Origin of the sequence: Chitinophaga ginsengisegetis, from assembly GCF_900168065.1 — a bacterium.
Taxonomy (GTDB): Bacteria; Bacteroidota; Bacteroidia; order Chitinophagales; family Chitinophagaceae; genus Chitinophaga; species Chitinophaga ginsengisegetis.
Genome location: NZ_FUZZ01000001.1, coordinates 3,053,571 through 3,078,888, shown reverse-complemented (window position 1 = coordinate 3,078,888; position 25,318 = coordinate 3,053,571). Strand labels below are relative to the sequence as shown.

Here is a 25,318-nt window from a genome sequence, read left to right as displayed (position 1 = left end):
TAAAAAAGGGGGTAAAATCGTAAAATATCACAGGGGTATTTCTACCGGGGCGCTTGCCCCGGATATCCTTAAAGTGCCAGCCACGGCTAAATACAGGAATTTACCCCTTAGTTTTCAGTCACATTGAAGTCCCGGTTAAATGAATGGCGGTATTTCTTTACATAATCGGAAGGGTTCATTCCAAACAGCTTTACAAACTGTTCGCGGAAGTATTTCACATCGCCGATGCCCACCTGCATGGCTGCCTGCGTAATGGTGTAGTTTTCCTTGAGCAGCAAAACGGCCGCCTTCCGGAGACGGATGGACCGGATGAAGGAATTAATGGTTTGACCGGAAATGGATTTTACCTTTTTATACAAACTGGAATGACTCATCCCGATTTCGAGGGTGAACTTTTTAATGGAGAACTCCTCGTTTTCCAGGTTGTCTTCAATAATTTCTATACACCGCTTCAGGAAGTCCTGGTATTCGGCGGGTACTTTAATGTTACTGTTTTTGAGGGTGATACGGTCAAAGAAATACTGCTGCAGCAGGTTACGGTTCTTGATGATGTTATTCACTTTGGCCATCAGCAGGTCCTTGTCAAATGGCTTGGTAATATAGTCATCGGCGCCCCCTTCGAGGCCGCGGAGCCGCGTATCCGCCGCGGAAGACCCGGTAAGCAGGATCACCGGGATATGGCTCACGGTATCTGTTTGTTTGATTTTGCTGCATAGCTCCACCCCGTCCATACCCTGCATCTGGATATCGCTGATCACCAGGTCGGGCATAAATTTCTGTACCGCAGCAAACCCGCTGGTGCCATTATCTGCCTCATATACAATGAACCTGTCTTTGAACAGCTGCCGGAGATATTGCCGTATTTCATCATGATCATCGATCAGCAGGATCGATTTTTTTTCGGTAATGGTGGTGGTAGTGCCTTCGGCTTCACGGACTTCCGGTTGGGGCAAAGTGGCAACGGTGGTCAGTTCTTCCAGGAAAGCAGATTTCTGTGGGGCATCTTCCCTTAACAGCACCCCGGCAAAATGCCGGCTTCCTTTTTTCAGGGTAATGTGAAAAGCGGTGCCTTTATTTACCTCGCTCTGGTAGGTGATACTGCCATGATGACTGTCGATGAAGTGCTTTACCAGGTAAAGACCAATACCAAAGCCTGTTTGCAGCGACTCTTTCCGGTCTTGCGCCCGCTGGAATTTTTCAAAGATCCGGTTGCCGGCGCTGCCTTCAATGCCGCAGCCGCTATCTTTTATAATAATAGTAACATCTGCGTCGTCGCTGGTTACTTCAAAAATGATACTGCCGTTTTCGGGGGTGAATTTAAACGCATTGGAAAGAAGATTAAATACAGCGATTTCCAGCTTCTCACTGTCGCCATATATCTCCAGTTGTGTATCCCGGCACTCAAAGCGGTAGTCGATCTGTTTCATCCGGGCCTGCTGGGAAAAACATTGGTATACTTCCTTACACAGGTGCACAATGTCGAGCCTGGACAGGTTCAGCTGATCGCCCTCCCGGTCGGCTTTGCGGAACAGCAGGAGTTGATCCACCAGGCTAAGCAGGCGCCGGGCATTGCGGTATACTACGCTCAGATCAGGGTATTCCTTATTTTGCAGCAGCTCCTTCAGCGGGGTAATGATCAGCGTAAGCGGTGTCCGGAATTCATGGGAAATATTGGTGAAGAAGGATAATTTCTTCTCATTTAACTCTTTCTCTTTTTCATTTTCAAGGTGCGCCAGCTTGATCTCATATTTCAATCGTTCCTCCCGCGCCTTATACCGGGTGTACGCATAAACAGTGGCCATAATACTGCTGATGTACAGGAGATAAGCCCACCATGTTCTGTACCACGGCGGTAATACCACCACTGATATAGTGTGTATGGCATTGCTCCATACACCGTCGGCGTTGCTGGCTTTAATTTCAAAAATATAGCTGCCTTCCTGCAGGTGGGTATAGTTGGCCGTTCTGGTTTGCCCTACATAGTTCCAGTTATTATCCCATCCCTTTAAACGGTAGGCATAACTGATTTTATCCGGCAAGGTATATTCCAGTGCTACAAAGTCAAATGCAATGGTGGCCTTGTCGTAAGGCACAGTGATTTCCCGGATCTCTTCCTGGCTCCGTTTGGATACATATTGATCCAGTTCGGTCACAGAGGTATTATTAATTTTAACGGCGGTTAATAAAACCGGGGGGATGGTGGTTTGAGAATAGATACTGTCCGGGTAAAAAATATTGAATCCTTTGATCCCGCCAAACAGCAATTCGCCGGACTGTAGCTTCAGGGCGGCGTTGAAACTGAACTGGTTACTCTGAAGTCCATCGGAGGCAGAAAAGTTACGGAAGCTCTTTTTCTTTGGGTCAAACCTCGATAACCCATTAAAAGTACTGAGCCACAGGTTGCCGGTTTTGTCTTCCAGCATCCGCAGTATGGAGTTGCTGGGAAGTCCTTCCGAGGTGGTAAATCGTGTGTAATTTCCATTTTTGCGGTCAAAATTCAATAATCCGCCGCCGTCGGTGCCTACCCAAAACGTCCCGTTCTGATCCTGGTGAATGGAGCGCACGGTATAACCGATGTTAAAACGCCGGTGCTGTTTCCGGTCACGGTCTATCCGGATAAGGGTGGAATAGTTCCCTCCCCACAGCTGACCATCCTGGTCTTCGGCCAGGCATTGCAGGTTTACAAGGCTGCTGTCGAAAAGCTCGAAACGGTTTTCCTGGCGGTTAAACCGGTACAGGGTACCATTGTTGGTGGTGCTGGCCCAAAGTTGTTGCTGCCGGTCCTCATACACGGTCCACACATTATTTTCGGCGGTGCGGGTGTAGGGGTTAAAGCATACAAAATGTTCAAAGGCGCCGGTGGCGGCGTTATACCTGTTTATGCCGCCAAACCAGGTGGAAATCCACAGGTTCTGTTGGACATCCTGGATAATGGAGGTAATAAAATTGCTGCTGATATCTGTTTTGCTGTTGCCGGTATGTTTATAGGTGGTCCAGGTATTGCTTTCCCTGTTCCAGTATTTGAGGCCGCCGCCATCGGTGCCTATCCAGATATTTTTGTGGTTGTCTTCACAAAAGGAAAAGATGAAATTGTCCACAACGCGGGCCACCGGGTCCCTGTTGGGCATATTTAATTCAAACGGGTTGCGTTTGGGTTCTACGATGTTGATGCCCCCGCGCAGGGTGCCGATCCATTTGCGGCCTTGCCGGTCTTCATAAATAGAGTACACGGCATTGCTGCTCAGTTGTTGCTCACCGGCGGTGGTAAAGGGTTTGGCGGTACTGTTGGAAGTATTTACCAGGTAAATGCCGTTACCATCGGAGGCGCTCCACATGATCCCGTCTTTATCGATGTACAGATTCACCACCTTGCTGTTTACCGGCAGCACATTTTCCGAATACCTGCCGGTGGAAGGAACGTAGCGGAATACCCCTGCATCGGTGCCCAGCCAGATGTTGCCTGCCTGATCTACCGTCAGCGTGTTGCCCCTGGTGATATCCCTGTTGATCATAGTTAACTGTTGCCTGGCAATATCATATTTGCATAAACCTACATGTTGCACAAATACCCAGGCGGCGGTACCACTGAATTCAATGGCGGTTACTTCGTAATCGGTAATATCGCCGCGATCTATTGCCAAAGGGATCTGTTTACCGGCAGACTCCCGGCTGTTAAACAATAACAGCCCGCTTTTTTCGGTGCCGATTAAAATGTTGCCGGCTTCGTCTGATCTGATGGTATGGGTATTTTCGCTGATGATCCGGGAAGTGCCGCTGCGAAAGGGGAGGTAGCGGGGCAATGTGAATTTTTCACTCACCGGGTTGAATACACATACGCCTCTGCGCCCGCCTACCCACAGCTGGTGATGGATATCATCTGCCAGCGTGTATACGCCATTATCTACGAGGGAACTGCTGTCATTAATTTTATTCCGGTAAATCCTGAATTTATAACCGTCAAACCTGTTCAGTCCATCGTAAGTACCAAACCACATAAAACCTTTGTGGTCCTGGTATACGCTGGTAACGGCGTTGTTGGAAAGACCGTCCTCTATACCCAGGTATCTGATGGGATAGCTAATAGCGAAGCTATCTCCCGTTATTATTCCTAACAATAATAAAATAAAAAAAATTTTCCTCACACGGTGCATAGGCTCATTTTACAGCCATAAAGCTATTATTTCTGCCAGAGATTACCACCATCAAATCTTCTTACTGGTTTAACTCTTCCAGTGTTTGCCTTACCCGGTAAATTCTTCCTGCCCATATTTTCCACTGAAAATACGCCTGTACAGCCATAATGATAACGAGGGGAATCAATATCAGGTACTTTTGTTGGGTCCAGCGAATGGTAACCAGAAAGAACGCAAAGATACCTGCAAAGGCAAGGATTTTTGTGAAGATGGAAATCACTGCATACTTTCTGATATTGTGCAGTTTTTTCCGCATGCTCTCCAGGAGGTTATATTTCACAGCCGGTTGACGGGCCAATACATAACCAGTAACGCTTTGGGCCAGCATACATAATACTGAAATCACCAGCAGCAGGTTCAGATAAAAAGGTTTTTTATCGCCGTCAAAAAAATCGTAGTATACCACCAGGAAAATAGTGTACCCGATGGCTTCCAGTATCACCTGTTTCCTGATATCTTTTAATACGGGAGAAGTATGTTTGCCGATAATGGCGGAAATATTCCGGCTGGGGGTGGGGGCATTGTCCCATGCTGATTTTAAAGGATCCATGTGTTTATAATTTTAAAATATTTTTGATCTTACTTTTAATCCTGTTAAGTTTTACGCCCACATAATTTTCATCAATCCCGATGATGTCCGCAATTTCCTGGTAGCTCATATCGCCCAGGTATAATGCGATGATGGCTTTTTCTGCATCGCTCAGTTGTTTGAGCGCGGCAAAAAGTTGTTCCTGTTGCGCGGACGCTGCATCATTGGCGCTGTCGGGCTGTTCCGGTAAGCTATCTGTATAGGTGATATCGGGTTTCTTCCGGCGGAAATCGGCCAGTGCGGTATTAAGCGCCACCCGGTAAATCCAGGTGCTGATGCGGGCGTTGCCTTCAAAAGAAGGAAAGGATTTCCAAAGCTGATAGATCATCTCCTGGAACAGGTCTTCCCTGTCTTCCCGGCTGTCGCGGTACAGGCGGCACAACTTATGCAGGATGCCCTGGTGCTGCTGTATTGTATCGAGAAATACGGGTTTGTCCATGCAGTTTATTTATCAGGGTTAGTTGCAGTATGTGGGAAAAACTTACACTTTCACCTGGAAAAATGTGGATGCGGCTACCAGATCACCTTATTCACCGTAGCCCAGTTGCGGGTGGTGCATGGCAGTCCGAGCTTTTTTTCCAGCCGGGATATTACATCGAGGGGTTTTGCTTCCAGGTTTTTATGGATCAGCGTATACACTTCCCGGCCTTTCATATGCAGGGTTTCTGCGGCTGATTGCAGCGAGGCGATTACGGATGCGGCATGTGCGCCGGCATCGCCAGACAGGAAGGTGATGTACACCTGCGTGGTTTTATCCGGGACCACGCCGGGGAACGGGGTGTGTTTTACTACATTTTCCAGTTCGGATACCGATCGGATAATGGTGGGCACTTCAAAGCCATAAGTAGCCAGCAACAGCTTTTCTATTTTTGCAGACAGCGCCGCGGCATTATTGCTGCCGGATTCAAACATCACATTGCCACTCTGGATATAGGTGGTTACATTTTTAAAGCCTGCCGTATCCAGCTGCCGGCGCAGGTCTTCCATTTTAACGGTTCGTTTTCCAACATTTACCGCTCTTAAAAATGCAACGTATCTGGTCATGTGGTTTTCAACTTTACTTTGTATGTTTGTTTTATCATGCACTATCTACAAATCATCCACAAATTATACAACTTACCGGAAGATGCCAATCACGGTTACACAGCTGCAGAAATAACCGCACTGGAAGCCCGCTTACAGCTTCAGTTGCCGGCAGCCCTGCGCCAATACTATCTTGCTATAGGTAAAAACAAAATGGTGAACGATAGTTTTAACCGTTTAACTTCCCTGGGAGAAATTGGTTTTTCGGAAGATGATCACCTGATTTTTTATGAAGAGAACCAGGCCGTGGTACTGTGGGGCATTGCCAAAGCAGATCTCACATTACCGGACCCGCCGGTATATGGCACATACGACAGCGCACGGGTGGAGTGGTTTACAGACGCCGATACAACCGAGCACTTTTTACTGTCGATGGCCTGGTGGAACGGCGCGCTGGGCGGACTCCCATATACAGCCTTCACTGATCTGGAGGAAGACCTTACGCCGGAACGTATCGCCGCTGTTACTACGCACTGGCAGGAACAAACCGGTATTTCCAACCAGTTGCTGCGTTTCTTTACCAACGATTATGAAGATATCCTTGTGCTGACCACTGAGCAAAATGGCCAGGTGAATGGTATTTATATTGGTACCAGCCGGGAAGAGAAATATAAGGCTATCATGGATACGCTCCGCATGGAATGGAGCTACCGCATAGACCGTGATGAATAAGTAACCCACCAATACCATCCCACGGTAAATAAAAGTCCGTAGAAAACGCCGCCCAGCGCGGTGGCCAGGTAATCCATGCCCTTACAGTTGATATGGTGAAAGTATTCATTTACCAGTAACACTAACCCGCTGATTACGGCAACCGTAATCCAGAAGCGCGCTTTCAGCTGCAGGGATACTTTCGGAAGATTGTTTACCCGCGGCAGTTTCAGGAAGAAATATAACATCAACAGTAATCCCGCTACAGAACTGAGGTATTGCATCAGGTACCACATTTTCATAGGATGCCGCCATATGGTAACATCCTTTTGTAAAAAGTGTATACGTGACACAAATCCGCCTGCTTCATGCGTAAATGAATCGAGGAAGAAATGTGTGAGTACTCCCAGTATGATGGAATAAATCACCACGCTGTAATATTCGCGGAAATAAGTATCCCAGTTAAACGGCCTGAACAGATGGAGGCGGTCGCTGGCCCATGCCGGCAGGTATGGCAGCACTACCGGTTTTACGATGAGGTGATAAACATATGCGAGCAGCAGGGCTAACGGTATATCATATACGAAAATTCCCCACCACTGATGTCCGCCACTGAAGTATGGGTTCAGTAAAATGAAGTAAAGGAAGTCGGGTACCATACTGCCGATGATTAAACCGGTTGCTGACAGGTATTTGCGGGAGGTATTTATGAAGGGAACAACTATCGCTGCATGTGATATCGTAAATGGCATTTTCGGGAAAATTGTCTAATAAATTTAATTGAATTTTAATAAATCTGGTAAGGAAATGTTAATGTTATAATCGTCCATCATTTCCGGTAAAATGTCCAACCTCATTGCTGTGATTTACACTTATTTTTATTGAGTCTTTGAAAACATAAAAAACAATGTGCTATGACAAACTGGAAAATTGATGAATCACACAGCGAAATAGGATTCAAAGTTAAGCATCTCATGATTACGAATGTGAGTGGATATTTTACACGGTTTACCGGGAAAATTCAAACAGAAAGCGACGATTTTCATGACGCCACTATCTCTTTTGAAGCGGCAGCAGATAGTATTGACACACAAAATCATCAACGGGATGAACACCTGCGCAATGGCGAATTTTTTGACGCATCCAATCACCCCAAGATCAGCTTCGTTTCTAAAAAAGTGAAGAAAATCGACGACGAGAAATATAAATTGCTCGGCGACCTGACCATTAAAGGCGAAACACATCCTATTGAACTGGATGTGGTACATGCGGGCGTAACCGTAGATCCGTATGGTCAGACAAAAGCCGGTTTTGCGCTCAAAGGCCGCCTGCACAGGGCCGACTACGGCCTACGCTGGAATGCCACCACCGAAGCCGGAGGAATTGTGCTCAGCGACGAAGTAAAACTCAACATGGAAATACAACTGGTGAAAGAATAGCTTTCCCCGTAAAGTATAATGCCGTGGAGAAGAAGGGATTTCCTTTCTTCTCCACGGCATTTTGTTAAAAAAGGAAAGCTAGCAGCTATTGGCTATCTTTGTGCTTTCCAATGATGTCACATGAAATTTGAACAATATAATATCTCCTCAGAAATAAAGGAAAGTTTAGAAGAAATGGGCTTTAAAAAGCCTACAGATATACAGTTTAAGGCCATTCCCTCCATCCTCAACGGGGACGATGTAATGGCGATTGCACAAACCGGTACCGGTAAAACAGCGGCTTTTGCCATCCCTATCCTGCACCGCCTGCAACAGCAGGACCGCCGCTACCGGAAAAATAAATACGAAGTGAAATGCCTGGTAATGGTGCCCACCCGGGAACTGGCCATCCAGATAGCAGAAGTTTTTCAATCTATCGCTCAATATACAGAACTCAGTATCCTGGCCCTCGTAGGCGGAGTAGAACAGGCCCCCCAGATCAAAGTACTGGAAAAAGGCGTAGATGTACTCATTGCCACCCCAGGCCGGATGTTCGACCAGATTAACCAGGGACATATTGACCTGAGCCAGGTGCAAACCCTGGTACTCGATGAGGCCGATCATATGCTGGACCTGGGCTTTATACGCGATATCCGCGACGTGATCAAACACATTCCCCGCGAACACCAGACCCTGTTTTTCTCAGCTACGCTGAATAAAGACATCAAGGACCTGGCATATTCCGTTGTAAATAACCCTATCCGCATACAAATATCTCCCAAAGATCCTGTTGCTAAAAATGTAAGCCACGCAGTAGCCTTTGTGGAAATGGATGATAAACGTTTCTTCCTGGAAAGACTGATCAAGGAATTTCCGGAAAGCAAGATCCTCGTATTTGTACGTACCAAAGTACGTGCAGAACGCGTAATGGCCGCTATGGCCCGTATCGGGATCAAATCCCTCACTATGCACGGTGGCAAAGAGCAGGGCGACCGGCTCGATGTAATGGCAGAGTTCAAAAAAGGCGATATCAAAGTACTCGTTACCACAGACGTAAACGCACGCGGTATCGATATCCCTAACGTTGATTACGTGGTAAACTACGACTTACCCGATGTTCCCGAAAACTACGTACACCGTGTAGGGCGTACCGGTCGCGGTGTGCAGAAAGGACAGGCCGTTTCCTTCTGCAGCACGGAAGAAAAACCGATCCTCGAAGAAATCCAGCAGTTCCTCGGTAAGGAAATCACTGAAATGAAGATCAATAAAGATGATTACCGCGAAACCATCAGCTTCTCTGAAGATATTCCCAACGACAACTGGCAACTCCTGCTGGATGAACATAACAGGGAAATGGAAGAAGTACAGAAGAAAGTGAAGAAGAGAGCGGCAGCGAATGTGAAGAAAAAAGCGAAGAAGAAATAAGACGATCATAAAAGAAAAAGCTATTCCTCCAGGAATAGCTTTTTTTTAGTACATAAAGTTGGCATATTTTGCCAACTTTTTTGTAATTTCAAGGATGAAGATCATAGAAAAATCATCCGGGATATCTATAGATGTTTTGATTCAATTAATTGAAAAAGAAGATTTTAAAACGGTATCGGGTGAATGGTTTTCATTTGATTGGAAGAAACTGGTTAAAAGCAGTGAAGTTTATAAATTGGTTTTGCCATTGCGGGTTGTTAGCCTTTGCCGGTCGTACAGCACTCGCCAGGTATGGACCTTATGCTTGTGTTTCGCTGGTCCCAAAAACTGCATTGAAAAAGCATTATATGAAAAAATATGGCATGCTGGATGCAGGCTGGCAGCTTTACCTTGATCTGGATGCATTAAATAACATTGTCGCAAAATATACTTTATGAGCCAAAAGAAATCAAGAAACGAGAAATCCCCGGGTGAGCTGGCATCCTCTTTTGTTTTCCCGGTTAAGCTCTCTGAAAAGCAAAAAAAAGAAGCCGCAGTGCAGTTGGCACAAGCCAGAAAGGAACGGCGATTGGCTGCAACAGATAAGGATAAACTGGTCAGTGGCTTATTGAGCCTCCGGTTTCAGCTCGAAGATTATATAACTGGCAATACTTTTAATCCTGATTTGTCATTCGGATATTTTCTGGGCGAATATGTTGGACTGTTGGAGAAGAAGCGGAAGGTATTTGCGGAGGAAATCAGTATTGATGAAACGCTGTTAAGTCAGTTAATCAATTTGAAACGTGATCCGCCTGATTATGTAACAGTAAGATTGGAGTTGCACTCCAACCGGGCCATTCCTGCCGATTACTGGTACCGGTTGGTTGAGAAGAAGAAAGAACACTTTATTAAAACCGATAAATCTATCCGGAAAAAAGAGAAACAGTTTGTACAGAACAAGCTGGATGTTCATATTTGATTATTCTTGCCAACAATAAAAAACGTTCCCGGCTTACACCGGGAACGCTACTCAAAAACACTATCTAAATCTGTAACTATTGCTTTACTGCTTCTACGTTTACAGTGATATCAACAGTAGGTGCTACTGCCCATACACCGGAAGGTAATTTATCTGCATACTTTACACCATAATCAAGACGATTGATGGTAGTTTTAGCAGTAAATCCTGCTCTTCTCAAACCCCACGGATCTTTAATTACACCATTGTAAGTAACGTCGAAGGTTACACGTTTTGTAGTATTGCGGATAGTAAGATCTGCCAGCAATACATATTTATCACCTGCAACTTTCTTTAAAGAAACGCTTTTCAGGGTAATGGAAGGATATTCTGCTACGTTAAAAAAGTCATCTGTTTTCAGGTGGCCATCACGCTGATCTACACCAGTGGAAATGCTGGTTGCATCTACGGTGAAATCTACTTTCGCGTTCTGGAAATTGGTGCTGTCGGCCGTTTCAATGGTGCCATTGAATTTGGTAAAATGACCTTGTACATAGCTCAATCCTAAGTGCTTTACGCCAAAGATAATGCTGGTATGTGCAGGATCTGCATTCCATTTTACCTGCGCAAAAGTGGCGATGCTGGCTAATACCAGGAGGGTGGTGAAAAAGAAACTTTTCTTCATGGTTGTTTTTTTATTGAATGTGATTAATTATTATTTAGAAAGCTGACGGTCAACGGACCAGCGTCCGGCGCCTTTGATGATCAGTGCAATGTTGATACCAATTACCAGTAAATGATACTCAAAGCCTTCACCTGCCTGGGTACCGCCCCAGTTCATGAAAAATCCGTTAGGGGAGTGAATATTCGCAGCTACCAGCATGATGATGGTCAGCATGGCCGCCCATATCCTGGTGGTAAATCCAAAAAGAATCAGCAATGAACCGATACTTTCGGTGAATATTACCAGGAAAGCAAGGATAGAAGGCGTGCCCTGGGAGGTAAAATACCCCATGGTGGCTTTGAATCCGTAACCACCAAACATGCCGAGTAATTTCTGCGCGCCATGTGGTAACATCACTAATGCTACGGTAATACGGATGATAAAGGAGGCAAGGTTGTCGTCTGTGTGAAGCAATCGTTTAAACATAAAGGTATAATTATTATTAGCGTTTGTACTTTTATTGTATATACAAGTGTTAAGGCAAAAAAAATCAGCTACGGAGTTTATCCAGCAATTCGTTGATGGTATTCACTTCCTCTTTGGTCAGTTTCTTTGTTACTTCCCGGTGATTCTTTTCCATCACAGGATCCAGCTCTTTTAATAAAGCCAGTCCTTTATCAGTGATCTCAATTTCCACTTTCCGGCGGTTGCTGTCGCATTGCTGACGGGTTAGTAACCCCTTCTGGCGCAATTTCTCTACCAGCCTCGTGGCATTACTCATCTTATCCATCATCCGTTCCTGGATATCCAGCAGGTTCAACGGGTTAGGCCTGCTTCCGCGAAGTATCCGTAATACATTGAATTGCTGGCTGGACAAATCATATTCCTTCAGCATATGAGAAGCCCCTACCTCCAGCCAGTTACCGGTAAATATGATATTCAGCATGGCTTTTTGGTATTCGTCCTTAAATCGTGTCTGCTTCAGTTCCTCTTCCAGTTTCATAATTACATTTACAACTGTTGTTTATACAACAAAGGTAAATGTATTTTTCATTCTACCAAATTTTCAGGCAAAAAAACCGTTTTACTCTGCTTTCAACAATTTCCAGGTGATCACTACCAACGGGATAACTAAAGCAATCTGGAACAATGCCTGCCAGACACTGGTGGCCAGCAGGGCGGTTAACAAGCCTCCTAATATCAGCAGGATGAGAATGAATGGCGCGGCCCCGGCCTTTTTAAAAGTGGGCTTTTTAGTCATAGATCCTGTTCATATCGGGTCAGTTAATTGAACAGCAAGGTTGACATTAATTAACGCATCAGGTGATCAAATCAGGAATTTCCTTTACGCAAAACGATATTTGTAATGAAAAAGGAGAAGGGAAGGCTTTTTAAGTCTTCCCTTCTCCTTTTATAATATCAATAAGATAAATTAACTATTCAACCCGCCATCAATTGTCAACGCGGAACCATTGATATACCCGCTTTCCGGGCCTGCCAGGAAGCTCACCAGGTCAGCTACATCAGTGGCTGTACCATAGTGCCCGAGCGCAATATGCTGACGTTGATAATCTGCATGAGGGCCATCAGCCGGATTCATATCGGTATCTACCGGTCCCGGCTGTACGAGATTGGTGGTAATACCCCTGGAACCCAGGTCGCGCGCCAGCCCTTTATTAAACGCTGTAAGGGCGGATTTACTCATGCTGTACAGGGTACCTTGCGGACCAACCACACGGTCGGCCATGCAACTGCCAATGGTAATGATCCTGCCGCCGCTCCCCATATGCCGCGTGGCTGCCTGCGTGGCTACAAACACTGCACGGGTGTTTACGGCCATTGTATGCTCATAGTCTTCCAGCGTATATTCGGAAAATTCTTTCATCACGGCCGTGCCGGCGTTATTAACGAGTATGTCTATACGACCATGACTGTTCACCGTATGATCCACAGCGGCCAGTACTGCATTCACATCAGCGCTGTCTGCTGCTACCGCGGTAGCTTTCTGCCCTTTTGCGGTTATTTCTTCTACCAGCGCCGCCGCCGGTGCTGCGCCCTTTACATAGGTGAATACCACTGTGGCGCCTTCTCCGGCTAAACGCTTTACAATGGCGGCGCCCATACCGCGACTACCTCCTGTTACCAGGGCTATCTTATTTTCCAGACGTTTCATAAATAATGATTTTATGCTGGCAAAGCTAGTCCGGCTAACCCGTGTAGAGAAGAGGAGTACTAATTGTTAACTACTAACCTTCATGTTAGAATTGGGCTGGAGGTACTTCTCACGGAGTATGTTCAGATGGTGCGCCTGGTGACCGGCAATGGCAAAGCCCAGCGCAAGTACCGACATCTCCGTTTTCCAGCACATACCTGTTCTTAATAGCGCTGCGTCGGATAAATTATTGAACTGCATAATGCTGGCTGCACGTACTGCTTTCAGTTCTGCCAGTATTTCAGATACGCTCCGGTCGTCTATTTCTGCATTTGCCGCATAGTCGTCCTGTTCCATCGTGGGCGGTACCTGAATATCTTTCCGGGCAAATAACAGGGCGCGGAAGGAGAACACCCGCTCAGTATCCGTAATATGCTGCAATACATTCTTTAAGGTCCATTTACCGGGGCCATAGGCATAGTTGCCCAGTGGTTCCAGCTCAGCGGCGTCAAATTCGTCCAGTGTCTGCAACGACTGTTCCAGCGCGGTTTTAATGTCTACATCCGGCACAAGGTTGATATAGGTGGAATAATATCCGGGGTCCGGATGGATGGCATTTTTTTTCATCTGGTGAGTTTTTTAAGGAAGATGAATATACGAACATTTTCTCCCGGCAACAGGCCGTTCCCCGTACTTATATCATCTTAATAATATATTTAATATATTTGTAAGTAATATATCCTGACTACCTACAATCTCTTTCTATGAAATATCTGTTACAATGCCTGCTGCTGCCGGCATTCATCGGATTTGCCACCACCCTGTCCGCGCAGGAGAAAAGCAGTAATATCCCCTCCCAATGGGACGCCCGGTGGATTTCCGGCAATGATGCCGCCCCTGCCGCCTACGGGGTATATCTTTTCAGGAAACAGTTCCAGCTGCTCAATTATTCCGGTCCTTTTATCATCCACCTTTCTGCGGATAACCGTTACCGTTTGTATGTAAACGGCCGCTTCGCCGGCATGGGGCCCGCACGCTCAGACCTCGCCAACTGGTACTACGAAACAATTGATATCAGCCCTTACCTGAAATATGGTGTCAACGTAATTGCCGCGGAAGTGGTCAACTTCGGACCTTATAAGCCGCACGGCCAGTTCACTAATGGTACCGGCCTGCTTATCCAGGGACATACATCCCGCGAAGCGGCTATTATCAACACCGGGTCTGCTTCCTGGAAGGTAATGGAAGATGAGTCGATACATCCGGCTCCCGTGAAAACTACGGAAAACATTTTCTATGGCGCCTTTCCCGGCGACAGCATTACTGCGCAATACCATCCCTGGGGCTGGGAACAGCCTGCATATAACGATAGCGCCTGGGAACCCGCGGTACCAGGCGCTCGCGTGGCGCTGCAAGGCCACAGTGCGGGTAACTGGCCGTTGCTTACACCATCGCCCATTGGCCGTTTACACCAGGAACGGCAATCGTTCACCGGTATTGTTTCACAACAGGGCATTACTGCAGAGGCAACCCTGCTGAAGGGAACGGCGTCACTAACTATTCCGGCTAAACGAAAAGTTAAACTGCTGCTGGACGCCGGGCAACAAACCACCGGTTTTCCTGAAATGCTGATCAGCGGCGGACTGGATGCCGGTATAAAAATTACCTATCAGCCTGCATATTCCAACAGCACAGTGATACAGGATGTTGTTCATCCGGATGGCGGCACCCGCCGTAAGTTCATGTCTTCGGGTTACCGCAGCTTCCGGTATGTGCAATTGGATATTGAAACAGGGAAGGCGCCGCTCACATTGCACGACTACTACAACGTATATACGCAGTATTTGCTGAATGATAAATCGGCCTTCAGCGCCGGCGCAGCGGCAGATTCCCTTTGGGCCACCGGCAAAAGGGCGGCGCTCACAGGCGCGCAGGATAACCTGTATAATGATCTGTTTAACGCGCAGTTACAATATATACAGGACGCCCGTATACAGGGGCTTGCCATCAGTTTTTTTTCGGGAGATGATCAACTGCTCAGAAATGCGCTGGTACAAACAGATCAGTCGCGTATCCCGGAGGGGCTTGTCCGTTCCCGTTACCCGTCAGACGACCGGCTGGTATCGGTAACGGATGCATTGGTATGGATCGGCGCACTCCACGATTATTTGCTCTATAAAGCAGATAAAGAGCTGGCGAAGCAATGCTTCCCCGGCATACGCAGTATCCTCGATTGGATGGACCGCTACCAGGACCCCACCACGGGCCTGCCCGGCAATATGCCTTATAATGATAGCGTGGCGCTGTCGCCCATCACAGGCCAGTATCTGTATGCCCTGCGGCAGGCGGCTGTTATTGCAGGCTATTGCGATAAGCCTGCCGACTCCCTTGCTTATACCCGCACCGCAGATAAAGCGAGGGAAGTATGGTATCAGCAATGTTATGATGCCGGAAAAGGACTGTATGCGGAAACAGCGGCAAAGAAAACGTTCTCGCGCTACACCAATGCCCTGGCAGTGCTGGCGCAGGCGGTGCCACCACGGCAGGTAAAGAGTGTAATGCAGCGTTTACTGGCTGAAAAACAGTCGCCGGAAGAATCGCTGCGCGAAAAGTATTATATCTTCAAAGCGATGCAGGAAACCGGTATCACAGAAACGTTCCCGGCAGAATTACAGTCGCTCGCAACGCAGCTGGAACCAAACAACGCAGCAGCTTACCAGGCAACCGCCTCGGTGGCCAATCTCTTCCTGCTGGGCATTACAGCCGGCATCCAATCTGCCTCCTATGGCTTCAGAACAGTATTGATCGCACCAGATCCCGGCGCCTCGCCGCAGGTAAAGGCGACAATGGTGCATCCGGATGGTTTAATAGAAGTGGACCTGGCGTTTAAAAATAATCGTGTAACCGGCACCGTTAGGGTTCCGTTCGGTATCACCGGGAAATTCCGCTGGCGCGGAAAAGAGATCACCCTGCATGGAGGGCCGCAGGAGATTTCGCTGTAATGAGGGTATTGTCCTGGAACAGGATTAAACTGATTTAAGGAATTTTACTTTTTTGATTTTATAAGATTTAAAGGATTTTGGGAGATATAAGCGGATATCCGCTTATATCTCCCAAAATCCTTTAAAATCAAAAGTGATCAAATCAACAAAATCAGTTTAATCCTGCTCCAGGACAAAATCCGCGGTGATCCTACGCCGCGCGTTTTCTTTTCGAGTAAAAATAATTTATGCCCAGTGCCCCGATACAAATGAACAATCCAAAGAATTCACGTGTTTCTTCAATCCAGGGCTTGGTTGCTTTCATAGTTTCGGCGAGGTTCTCCGCATTATGTTTCGTGAACCAGTCTTCCACCCCGTTCTGGTCAAAAAATTTATAAATGGCATAAGCCAGGTATACCAGTATACCGGCAATATACCATTTCGGGTAAAAGCGGTTACGGGCAGCAAACCAGCAAAGCAAGGCAGAATAAAGATAGATGGGCATCCATATATAGGGATCAGGATCATTATACTGTAAGCCTGCAAATAAAACGAACATCAGGCAAAACACAATATTCAATACTTTCATGACACAAAAATTAGGGCTTAAACATACACAAAGAATTTCAAAAGTATTCCTTGTATTATTTTATCCCGGCAGTGTGGAATAGTGGAATAACGATCTGCAATTTTGTCACTTTTAAAGAAAATGTTAAAAGACTACTTGTTTGAGCTAAAATAATGTTATATATTCGAAATCATTACACAATTCCACGTGAGAACCAAAATCTGAGGGTAGAAATGTTTGTTACTAGAGCAAAAGATTCTCACAGTTATTATTAGTTATCGTATTGAATTCACTATCAATAAACAATTAAACAAAAGTCAAATGACCTGAATCAGCTTGACCATCAGTGTTTGTTTTATAGTATAATTCATCATTCAACATCAGTAGTTATCGTTTAACTGTTGAACAGACACTCATTCCTTTTTTAACACCGTGTAGCGCATCATGCACGTGTGAAGAAAAACTAATGCTTTGTATTTATTGAAAATTGACCTGCCGCAAAACAATCAATGCGGCGGGTAGGAGATCTGTATGCAAAGTTGTGACTGTTCAATAAGGTGACATATAGATAGGAATCCTTATTTACTAACAATTTTTCTTAAACGTTTCCCTTAAATCACGTTATGAAAAAGCAATTTTACCAGGCACTCGCCGTACTATGCGGCCTCTTGTTGCTATTGGCCGGCAACAACGTATCAGCACAAACAAAAATTACGGGTAAAGTAACGGACAAAGCTTCAGGCAATGCGCTGCCAGGCGTTACTGTGTTTGTGAAAGGCACCAACAGGGGTACTGCCACAGACCCCTCCGGTACTTTTTCCCTTATGGCCAAATCAGGCGAAACACTTGTATTCTCCTTTGTAGGATATGATCCGCAGGAAGCAGTAGTAGGAGCCGGACCAGTAAACGTTTCTCTCACCGAGAAAGTAGGATCACTGGAAGAAGTAGTAGTAACCGGTTATGCCAGCCAGAAAAAGAAAGACCTTACCGGTGCTGTATCTATTGTGAAAGTAGAAAATCTTACCAAACAGCCTACCTCCCAGATAGCCAATCAGCTGCAGGGACAGGTTTCCGGTGTTACCATCCTCGGCTCCGGTCAGCCAGGCCAGGAACCACAGGTGAAGATCCGCGGCGTAAATACCTTCGGAAATAATACACCACTGTATGTAGTGGATGGAGTACCCATCTCTAACATCACAGACATAAACCCCAACGATGTACAAACCATGCAGGTACTGAAAGATGCAGGCGCTGCCTCTATCTACGGTGCCCGTGCGGCCAACGGCGTTATCATCATCACCACCAAAAGAGGAACCGGTAAAGTAAAGGTTTCTTATGATGGCTACTATGGTACACAACGGCCCAAAGGCGGAAATGTATGGAATATCCTCAGTCCGCAGGAACAGGCCAACCTGAAATGGATGGCCATTGCCAATACTACCGCTAACCCTGTATATAACGATGAACAATATGGTTCCGGCGCCACACCACGCCTGCCGGATTATATTGCTCCACAGGGCGCAATGGAAGGAGATCCCGGTACCGATCCATCTACCTATTTCGTAAATCCGAACTATAAGGTAGCCAGTGATGTGGATGCTTTTCACCGCATCGTAAAAGCCAACAAATCGGGCACCGACTGGTTCCATGAAATATTTAACCCTGCGCCTATCACCAGCCATAACATTTCAGTAGCAGGTGGCGGCGATATCGGCAGCTACTTCTTCTCTTTCTATTACTTTAACCAGGAGGGTACTTTAACCAACACCTATAACAAACGTTATGCAGTTCGTGCCAACAGCACCTATAACGTTACGGATCATATCCGTGTAGGTGAAAACATGGAATATTCCCTCATTAATAACCCGCGGATCGGCGCACTTACGGAAGGTAGCGGTATTGGTATGGCGTTCCGTGAAATGCCTATCATCCCGGTGCATGATATCAACGGCAATTATGCAGGCAGCTTCGGTAAAGGTTTGGGTAACGCCCGTAACCCCGTAGCTATCCAGGATCGTTTTGGTACCACTAAAACACTGGCCAACCGCCTGTTGGGTAACGTGTTTGCAGAGGCAGACATCCTGAAGCATTTCACCCTCCGTACCAGCTTTGGCGGTGAAATCTATTCTTTCAATAATCACAGCTTTACACTGCCTGAATACGAAAACGCCGAGAACAATAAAGTGAACTCGTATACAGAAAACGCAGGAAGCGGTTACGACTGGACCTGGACCAATACACTCACCTATCATCAGAACTTCAACCAGGTACACGACCTGAAAGTACTGTTGGGTACGGAAGCATTCGATAACCAGGGCCGTACTGTTGGTGGAACCAACCTCGATTATTTCACTTTTGATCCGGACTTCACCAACCTCAGCACTGGTAGCGGTACGCCAACAAACTACAGCGGCCGTTTCTCCGATGGATTGTTCTCCCTGTTTGCCAGGGTAGACTATTCCTATAAAGATCGCTACCTCCTGGGCGCCCTGATTCGCCGAGACGGATCTTCCCGGTTCGGTTCATCCAACAGGTATGGTAACTTCCCCGCAGTAAGCGCCGCCTGGCGTATGTCGCAGGAAGGATTCATGAAAGGCATCAGCTGGATCTCAGATCTGAAAATCCGCGGAGGCTATGGTATCATGGGTAACCAGATCAACGTAGACCCACAGAACTCCTTCACCGCTTACGGGTTTGAAAAAGGAAACTCTTTCTATGACCTGAAAGGCACCGGTAACTCTATCCTGCAGGGCTTCTACCGCACACGTATAGGTAACCCCGATGCTAAATGGGAAAGTAACGTAAACGCCAATATCGGTATCGATGCAACCTTGTTCAAAGGCGCCCTCGAAATTACTGCAGACTACTATCGTAAAGATGTAAGAGATCTGCTGTATAACCCCGAATTACCAGGTGTTTACGGAATAGCCAACGCACCTTATGTGAACGTAGCACAAATGAAAAATAAAGGATTCGATTTCTCTGCTACCACCAACCTGAATCTTACCAAAGACCTTAAGCTGGAACTAAACGGTAACTTCACTACGTATAATAATGAGATCGTTAAAATATCAGATGCTGCTCCTTACTTCGATCAGGAACAACGCCGCTTTAACGGTACATTTATTATCCGTAATGCTGTTGGTCAATCTATCAGCGAATTTTTTGGTTATAAGGTAGATGGATTCTGGAACAGCCAGGCAGAAATAGATGCAGCAAACGAAGCTACCAGGAAACAGTATAATGATAATTCATTGACGTACCAGACCGATACAAAACCAGGCCGCTTCAAATATGCAGATGTGAATGGCGACGGAAGGATTACAGAAGCCGACCGTACTTATCTCGGTAATCCCAATCCAAAGTTCAGCTATGGCCTCAATATCAACCTCACTTATAAAGCCTGGGATTTCAGCATGTTTGTGTATGGCGTACAAGGTAACAAGATCTGGAACCAGGTGAAATGGTGGACCGATTTCTATCCTTCCTTCGAAGGTGCGAAGAGCAAAACAGCCCTGTATGATTCCTGGCTGCCAACCCGCCAGAACGCTACAGCGCCCATCCAGGAAACATCTCCGTCTTTCAGTACCTCCAACGTACCCAACTCTTATTTTGTTGAAAATGGTTCTTACCTGCGTGCAAAAAATATCATGCTGGGATACACCATACCAAGTAACGTACTCCAGAGAATTGGTATCACAAAGTTCAGGGTATATGGTCAGGCAGCAAACCTGTTTACCATCACCAAATACTCAGGTATAGATCCTGAAATTACCGGTGGCACCAGCAACTTCGGTGTGGATGAAGGAGCTTATCCTAATCAGCGTCAGTACCTGCTCGGTGTGAATGTAACATTCTGATAATTTTTTCCTGAAAAGTAAAATTGAGAAAAATGAAAACATTACGATATCTAAGTGTAATTCTTGCGTTGGCAGCAGTAGGAATCAGTGCTTGTAAAAAGAGCTTCCTTGAACGGGGACCGCTCGGCTCCCTCAGTGATGAAATTGTGGCGAATAAAGCCGGTATTGGTTATTTACTGGTAGGCGCATACGCCTCGCTCGACGGGCAACAAACCGCCCAGGCAGCACTCGGTGGTGGCGGACCCTGGGAAGCGTCTCCTACCAACTGGATCTATGGCAGCGTGGCCGGTGGCGATTCGCACAAAGGTAGCTTCAGTGGCGACCAACCCGGTATCGATCCTATCGCTAAATTCACAGTCGATCCAAGCAACGGTTTTTTCAATACCAAGTGGAGAGCTGTTTACGAAGGAGTGATCCGTTGTAATGCAGTACTGGTAGCACTGCCAAAGGCAACAGACATGAGTGCCGCTGAAAAAACTCAGGTGGAAGCAGAAGCCCGTTTCCTCCGCGGACACTACTATTTTGAACTGAAAAAACTGTTCAATAAAGTGCCTTATATCACAGACACCACGATAGAAGTCCGTGTTAAAAATGATAAAGACATCTGGCCTTTTATTGAAGCCGATTTTAAATTTGCTGCAGATAACCTGCCTCCTACACAAAGCGATGTAGCAAGAGCAAATAAATGGGCTGCACAGATCTACCTGGCTAAAACATACCTGTACCAGAAAAAGTACCCGGAAGCAATGCCGCTGTTTGATCAGGCTATTGCCTCAGGCGTTACTTCCAATGGTCTTAAATACGCGCTCACAAACGCATTTGAAGACAACTTCGATGCCGCCAAAAAGAATAATTCAGAGTCCGTATTTGCCATCCAGATGACTGCAAATGATGGTACCAATACCATCGCCAATGCGAACCAGGGCGAAATGCTGAACTTCCCGTACAACAGTCCATTCGGCTGCTGCGGATTTTATCAGCCTACCCAGGACCTCGTAAACTCCTATCGCACAGATCCCGCTACCGGTTTGCCTAACCTCGATACCTGGAACGCAAACCCCGTGAAAAACGATCAGGGCATCGTGTCTACCACACCGTTCACACCGGAAACAGGTACACTGGATCCACGTCTCGACTGGACCGTTGGCCGCCGTGGGATACCTTATCACGACTGGGGCAATCACCCCGGTGCTAACTGGATCAGGGACCAGAAATATGCCGGCCCGTACGCACCAAAGAAAATGGTATACTGGCAGTTTAACCAGGACAAATACAAAGATGCACACTCCTGGGCGCCGGGATCCGCTATCAACGTACTGTTGATCCGCTTTGCCGACGTAATCCTCATGGCCGCTGAATGCCATGCCCAAACCGGCGACCTCCCCGGAGCTACCGCTTTGGTAAACCAGATCCGCGACAGGATGATCAATCACCCTGAAAACTGGCTGCATAAATACAAAGACGACACGAAACCCATGTTAGGCTTCGATCCTACCCAAATGGCAGCCAATTACAAAATAGGCAGGTACACCGCTACTTTTTCAAGTAAGGACCAGGCATTAAAAGCCATCTATTTTGAACGCAAACTGGAACTGGCTACAGAAGGCCACCGCTTCTTCGATCTCGTACGCTGGGGTATTGCTGATGTAGCGCTGAATGCCTTTATCCAATACGAATCAGCTATCACCGACGACCTGAAAGGCGGACACTTTACAAAAGGGAAAAATGAATACTTCCCCATCCCGCAACGTCAGATCGATCTGACAATGGTAGGCGGAACAAGAGTACTCGATCAGAACCCGAACTACTAATAACAGCTATATCTGTCGCTTTTTTAAACACAACGAATGCAGCGGATCTTTTTCGCTGCATTCGTTTTTATATAACATTTTAGTACTTTACAATACCCGTTAAAATATTCACTGATGACCAATCAACCCACGAGGAACCGGTATTGTCTCGCCGCTTTATTTTTAATCACCACCAGCTTTGTCATCATCATCAGTTGCCATACACCTACCCCGGAAGAAAAAGGAAAAGTCCTGGCCGGTAAATATTGCTCCGGCTGCCATTTGCCGGTGTCTCCCGCCCTCCTGGATAAGGAAACCTGGCTAAAGCACGTATTGCCCGCTATGGCGCCCAAACTGGGCATTAAAGTATGGGGGGAGCATTCCTATTACCCGCCGATGCCCGGCGAAAAACCAGGGCTTATTTCTATCCAGGATTGGGAATTACTGGTGGCATACTATGAACATACCGCCCCGGATAAACTGCCGGCTGAAAAAGTGCCGCAGCCGTTGCAACGCGACTGGTCCTTTTTCACACTGAAACACCCGGTGCTGAAAGATACCGTCCCGGTAGCTACCACAATGGTGGCCTTTAACCCGGACAATGGCCACCTCATGACCAGTGATGGACTCACCAATACACTCACACAATGGGACGAAAATTTACAAGTCGTTAACATACGGAGCTTACCATCTCCCGCCGTCGATATACTTTTTGTAAAAGACACTGCGGCGCAACAACAGGCCATACTCACAGAAATAGGCAATATGCGGGCATTGGACGCGCCTGCCGGTATTATTACCAGCATCAGCCCCAATGACGCCCAAAGCAGGCAGCACGACCTCATGGCGTTCCTGAAACGGCCGGTGCAAACCCTGCAGGCAGATTTCGATAAAGATGGCCTGCCCGATCTGCTGGTATGCGCATTCGGACATAACCAGGGCGGCCTGTACTGGCTGAAACAGTTACCGGATCACAGCTACAAACAGTTCCCCATATGGGAAGTGCCCGGCGCTGTTCATGCAGAAACCGGCGATTTTAACCACGACGGCTATACGGACTTTATGGTGCTGTTTGCCGCCGGTGATGAAGGCATCTGGTTATTTGAAAACGACAGGAAAGGGGGCTTTGTATCTACCAGCCTGCTGAGATTCCCTCCCATCAATGGTTCTACCAGTTTTCAACTCGCAGATTTTAATGGCGATGGAAAACAGGACATACTATATACCTGCGGTGATAATGCAGATTTTTCTATGGTGCTTAAACCTTACCACGGAATATTCGTCTACCTGAATGACGGAAATAATAAATACACCGAGGCATGGCATTACCCCGTGAATGGCTGTACAAAGGCCGTGGTAGCTGATTTTAATGGCGATGGCAAATTAGATATTGCCTCCATCGCCTTTTTCGCGGACTTTAAACACCGGCCGGAAGAGAAATTTATTTTCTTTGAAGGTGGAAATAAACCACTTACGTTCATCCCTCATTCTCCGCCGCTGGAGAAGGAAGGAAGATGGATCTGCATGGATGTGAAAGATTATGATCACGATGGCGACCAGGATATAGTACTTGGAAACTACGCACAGGGTTTTATCATACTTGATGATTATAAGCCTGACTGGAAAGAGTATCAGCCGTTTATAGTATTACAGAACAATGCTGCTCATTAAATGCAACGTAAAAATCACTTGTTTATTTGGAATGAAAGGAGAAATATGTATCTTACGGCCGTATTTATTGCTACGTGCATTTTTGCTTTATTTCGGATCTAAGTTTATAGAGAGAGCACTCATATATTACAGATCTTTAAAGTACCATCGTTCTTGATCGGCGTTTTCCCAACATATACCTGATTGCGTCATGCCTGTCGTCAGAGGCTTCGCAGTTTAAAGATATCCTGATGTATAATCAGGTTTTAGAATGGCGGAAGGAGAGGCAGTAATGCCTCTCTTTTATTTTGGACACATCTCATCGTTCAACCATTGATGTGAACGGTTTAATCTTCTTTTTTTGCCATCTATCATAAAAAAGTGGCCGGATTCTTAAAATCCCATTATTACTGGTTAATTTTATTGGGAAATCAGCATTATTATTTTAAACAGGATATGTCAGTGGCTGAATATGTATACGATCAGGATAAAGTGAGCACGCTGCTTAGTACGATCATCAGGAACAACGGAAACGAAAAAGCAAATGCCTGGCTGCAACAGCGTTTGCAGCTACATCAGCAAACCGGTGCCATCCCGCAGTTTAATCAAACTTTCACAGCTATCCCGCGTTTCACAGGTAAAGAAAGGATCCGTATTTCCACAACGGAAGATGAACAGCTGCAGGCGCTGCTGCCCTCATTTTTCGTACATGGATGGACGTTAGACCGCCTCGCACGGGTGTGGTGGTTGCTGCAATTACCGGTAGCCAACAAATCTGCCTACCTGGAAGTGCTGGAAAACCTGTTCAACAGCGCAGAAATGAATGAACTGGCCGCCTTGTACAGCGCACTCCCGCTGCTGCCCTGGCCGGAAGAATGGATCGCCCGTACTTCGGAAGGCATCCGGTCCAATATTGGTATTGTACAGGAAGCCATTATGTTGCACAATCCTTACCCGGCTAAGTATCTCCCGGAACCCGCGTGGAATCAGCTGGTAATGAAAGCTATCTTTACCGATAAACCATTACACGGGATCACGGGGCTGGATGAAAGGGCCAATGCTGCACTGGCAGGCATCCTGGTAGATTTTGCCCATGAAAGATGGGCCGCCGGCAGAACGCTCGATCCCATGCAGTGGCGGATCCTGGTGAATTTTGTAGGAGAAGGCAATTTTGCAGATATCACCCGTATCTGGCATTCCCTGAACAGCACAGAGAAAGAAGCCGCAGCACTGGTTTGTGCACAATGCCAATATGAACCCGCTAAAGCATTGCTGGCCACAGACCCGGCATTGCAGGCGGAAATACAGGCTGGTAGTATCTCCTGGGATACCCTGGCGCAAAAAATAACTAAATAAA

Annotated in this window: 22 protein-coding genes; 10 read left to right on the top strand and 12 right to left on the bottom strand. The window is 46.6% G+C overall.

Annotation, left to right across the window (positions count from 1 at the left end; translation table 11 throughout):
* Nucleotides 1–107 precede the first annotated feature (107 nt).
* The 4 genes from B5Z18_RS12130 to B5Z18_RS12115 form a co-directional block, all read right to left on the bottom strand.
* On the bottom strand, nt 108–4,115 hold the full coding sequence (locus B5Z18_RS12130; RefSeq protein WP_235015912.1) for a hybrid sensor histidine kinase/response regulator: 4,008 nt from the start codon (nt 4,113–4,115) through the stop codon (nt 108–110).
* A gap of 97 nt (nt 4,116–4,212) precedes the next feature.
* Complete coding sequence (locus tag B5Z18_RS12125) at nt 4,213–4,743, bottom strand: hypothetical protein (protein ID WP_079469600.1); 531 nt, start codon at nt 4,741–4,743, stop codon at nt 4,213–4,215.
* A gap of 4 nt (nt 4,744–4,747) precedes the next feature.
* The gene (locus tag B5Z18_RS12120; protein WP_079469599.1) at nt 4,748–5,221 is read right to left on the bottom strand and encodes an RNA polymerase sigma factor; all 474 of its coding nucleotides are present in this window, start codon (nt 5,219–5,221) and stop codon (nt 4,748–4,750) included.
* A gap of 74 nt (nt 5,222–5,295) precedes the next feature.
* Nucleotides 5,296–5,826 carry a DUF1697 domain-containing protein gene (locus B5Z18_RS12115; protein WP_079469598.1) on the bottom strand — a complete coding sequence of 177 codons (531 nt, stop codon included), beginning with the start codon at nt 5,824–5,826 and terminating at the stop codon, nt 5,296–5,298.
* Nucleotides 5,827–5,862: 36 nt separating this feature from the next.
* Between B5Z18_RS12115 and B5Z18_RS12110 the strand changes: the two genes are divergently transcribed.
* Nucleotides 5,863–6,537, top strand: a complete 675-nt coding sequence (locus B5Z18_RS12110; RefSeq protein ID WP_143313559.1) for an SMI1/KNR4 family protein — start codon at nt 5,863–5,865, stop codon at nt 6,535–6,537.
* On the opposite strand, the gene B5Z18_RS12105 is transcribed toward B5Z18_RS12110, so the two are convergent.
* On the bottom strand, nt 6,513–7,268 hold the full coding sequence (locus B5Z18_RS12105; RefSeq protein ID WP_079469596.1) for a DUF4184 family protein: 756 nt from the start codon (nt 7,266–7,268) through the stop codon (nt 6,513–6,515). The two genes, B5Z18_RS12110 and B5Z18_RS12105, sit on opposite strands and share 25 nt — an antisense overlap.
* A gap of 162 nt (nt 7,269–7,430) precedes the next feature.
* Here B5Z18_RS12105 and B5Z18_RS12100 point away from each other — a divergent pair, with 162 nt between their 5' ends.
* The 4 genes from B5Z18_RS12100 (at nt 7,431) to B5Z18_RS12090 (ending at nt 10,317) form a co-directional block, all read left to right on the top strand.
* Nucleotides 7,431–7,955, top strand: coding sequence for a YceI family protein (locus B5Z18_RS12100; protein ID WP_079469595.1), 525 nt, complete (start codon nt 7,431–7,433; stop codon nt 7,953–7,955).
* A gap of 120 nt (nt 7,956–8,075) precedes the next feature.
* Nucleotides 8,076–9,359, top strand: coding sequence for a DEAD/DEAH box helicase (locus tag B5Z18_RS12095; RefSeq protein ID WP_079469594.1), 1,284 nt, complete (start codon nt 8,076–8,078; stop codon nt 9,357–9,359).
* A gap of 149 nt (nt 9,360–9,508) precedes the next feature.
* Nucleotides 9,509–9,796 (top strand): hypothetical protein, encoded by a 288-nt coding sequence (locus tag B5Z18_RS32280; RefSeq protein WP_143313558.1) that lies wholly within the window; start codon nt 9,509–9,511, stop codon nt 9,794–9,796.
* The gene (locus tag B5Z18_RS12090; RefSeq protein ID WP_079469593.1) at nt 9,793–10,317 is read left to right on the top strand and encodes a hypothetical protein; all 525 of its coding nucleotides are present in this window, start codon (nt 9,793–9,795) and stop codon (nt 10,315–10,317) included. Before B5Z18_RS32280 ends, B5Z18_RS12090 begins: the two co-directional genes overlap by 4 nt.
* A gap of 76 nt (nt 10,318–10,393) precedes the next feature.
* Here the strand turns inward: B5Z18_RS12090 and B5Z18_RS12085 are convergent, their stop codons facing one another.
* The 6 genes from B5Z18_RS12085 to B5Z18_RS12065 all read right to left on the bottom strand — a co-directional run bounded on the left by B5Z18_RS12085 (nt 10,394) and on the right by B5Z18_RS12065 (nt 13,739).
* Nucleotides 10,394–10,981, bottom strand: a complete 588-nt coding sequence (locus B5Z18_RS12085; RefSeq protein WP_079469592.1) for a YceI family protein — start codon at nt 10,979–10,981, stop codon at nt 10,394–10,396.
* Between the two features lie 30 nt (nt 10,982–11,011).
* On the bottom strand, nt 11,012–11,446 hold the full coding sequence (locus tag B5Z18_RS12080; protein WP_079469591.1) for a DoxX family protein: 435 nt from the start codon (nt 11,444–11,446) through the stop codon (nt 11,012–11,014).
* A 64-nt stretch (nt 11,447–11,510) separates the two neighbouring features.
* The gene (locus tag B5Z18_RS12075) at nt 11,511–11,963 is read right to left on the bottom strand and encodes a MarR family winged helix-turn-helix transcriptional regulator (protein WP_181784984.1); all 453 of its coding nucleotides are present in this window, start codon (nt 11,961–11,963) and stop codon (nt 11,511–11,513) included.
* Nucleotides 11,964–12,044: 81 nt separating this feature from the next.
* Nucleotides 12,045–12,221, bottom strand: coding sequence for a hypothetical protein (locus B5Z18_RS32700; protein ID WP_168771254.1), 177 nt, complete (start codon nt 12,219–12,221; stop codon nt 12,045–12,047).
* A gap of 171 nt (nt 12,222–12,392) precedes the next feature.
* On the bottom strand, nt 12,393–13,133 hold the full coding sequence (locus tag B5Z18_RS12070) for a 3-oxoacyl-ACP reductase family protein (RefSeq protein WP_079469589.1): 741 nt from the start codon (nt 13,131–13,133) through the stop codon (nt 12,393–12,395).
* A 66-nt stretch (nt 13,134–13,199) separates the two neighbouring features.
* The gene (locus tag B5Z18_RS12065; RefSeq protein WP_079469588.1) at nt 13,200–13,739 is read right to left on the bottom strand and encodes a DinB family protein; all 540 of its coding nucleotides are present in this window, start codon (nt 13,737–13,739) and stop codon (nt 13,200–13,202) included.
* Between the two features lie 137 nt (nt 13,740–13,876).
* Here B5Z18_RS12065 and B5Z18_RS12060 point away from each other — a divergent pair, with 137 nt between their 5' ends.
* A complete protein-coding gene (locus B5Z18_RS12060; protein ID WP_079469587.1) occupies nt 13,877–16,114 on the top strand; it encodes an alpha-L-rhamnosidase N-terminal domain-containing protein in 2,238 nt (745 codons plus the stop codon).
* A 190-nt stretch (nt 16,115–16,304) separates the two neighbouring features.
* Here B5Z18_RS12060 and B5Z18_RS12055 read toward each other — a convergent pair whose 3' ends face one another.
* Nucleotides 16,305–16,682 carry a transmembrane 220 family protein gene (locus B5Z18_RS12055; protein ID WP_079469586.1) on the bottom strand — a complete coding sequence of 126 codons (378 nt, stop codon included), beginning with the start codon at nt 16,680–16,682 and terminating at the stop codon, nt 16,305–16,307.
* Between the two features lie 602 nt (nt 16,683–17,284).
* On the opposite strand from B5Z18_RS12055, the gene B5Z18_RS12050 reads away from it, so the two are divergent.
* The 4 genes from B5Z18_RS12050 to B5Z18_RS12035 all read left to right on the top strand — a co-directional run bounded on the left by B5Z18_RS12050 (nt 17,285) and on the right by B5Z18_RS12035 (nt 25,317).
* Nucleotides 17,285–20,521, top strand: coding sequence for a SusC/RagA family TonB-linked outer membrane protein (locus tag B5Z18_RS12050; RefSeq protein WP_079469585.1), 3,237 nt, complete (start codon nt 17,285–17,287; stop codon nt 20,519–20,521).
* A 32-nt stretch (nt 20,522–20,553) separates the two neighbouring features.
* Entirely contained in the window at nt 20,554–22,332 is a 1,779-nt protein-coding gene (locus tag B5Z18_RS12045; RefSeq protein WP_079469584.1) for a RagB/SusD family nutrient uptake outer membrane protein, read from the top strand.
* Nucleotides 22,333–22,446: 114 nt separating this feature from the next.
* Nucleotides 22,447–23,982, top strand: coding sequence for an FG-GAP repeat domain-containing protein (locus B5Z18_RS12040; RefSeq protein ID WP_079469583.1), 1,536 nt, complete (start codon nt 22,447–22,449; stop codon nt 23,980–23,982).
* A 435-nt stretch (nt 23,983–24,417) separates the two neighbouring features.
* A complete protein-coding gene (locus B5Z18_RS12035) occupies nt 24,418–25,317 on the top strand; it encodes an EboA domain-containing protein (RefSeq protein WP_079470063.1) in 900 nt (299 codons plus the stop codon).
* The last annotated feature ends 1 nt before the right edge of the window (nt 25,318 follow it).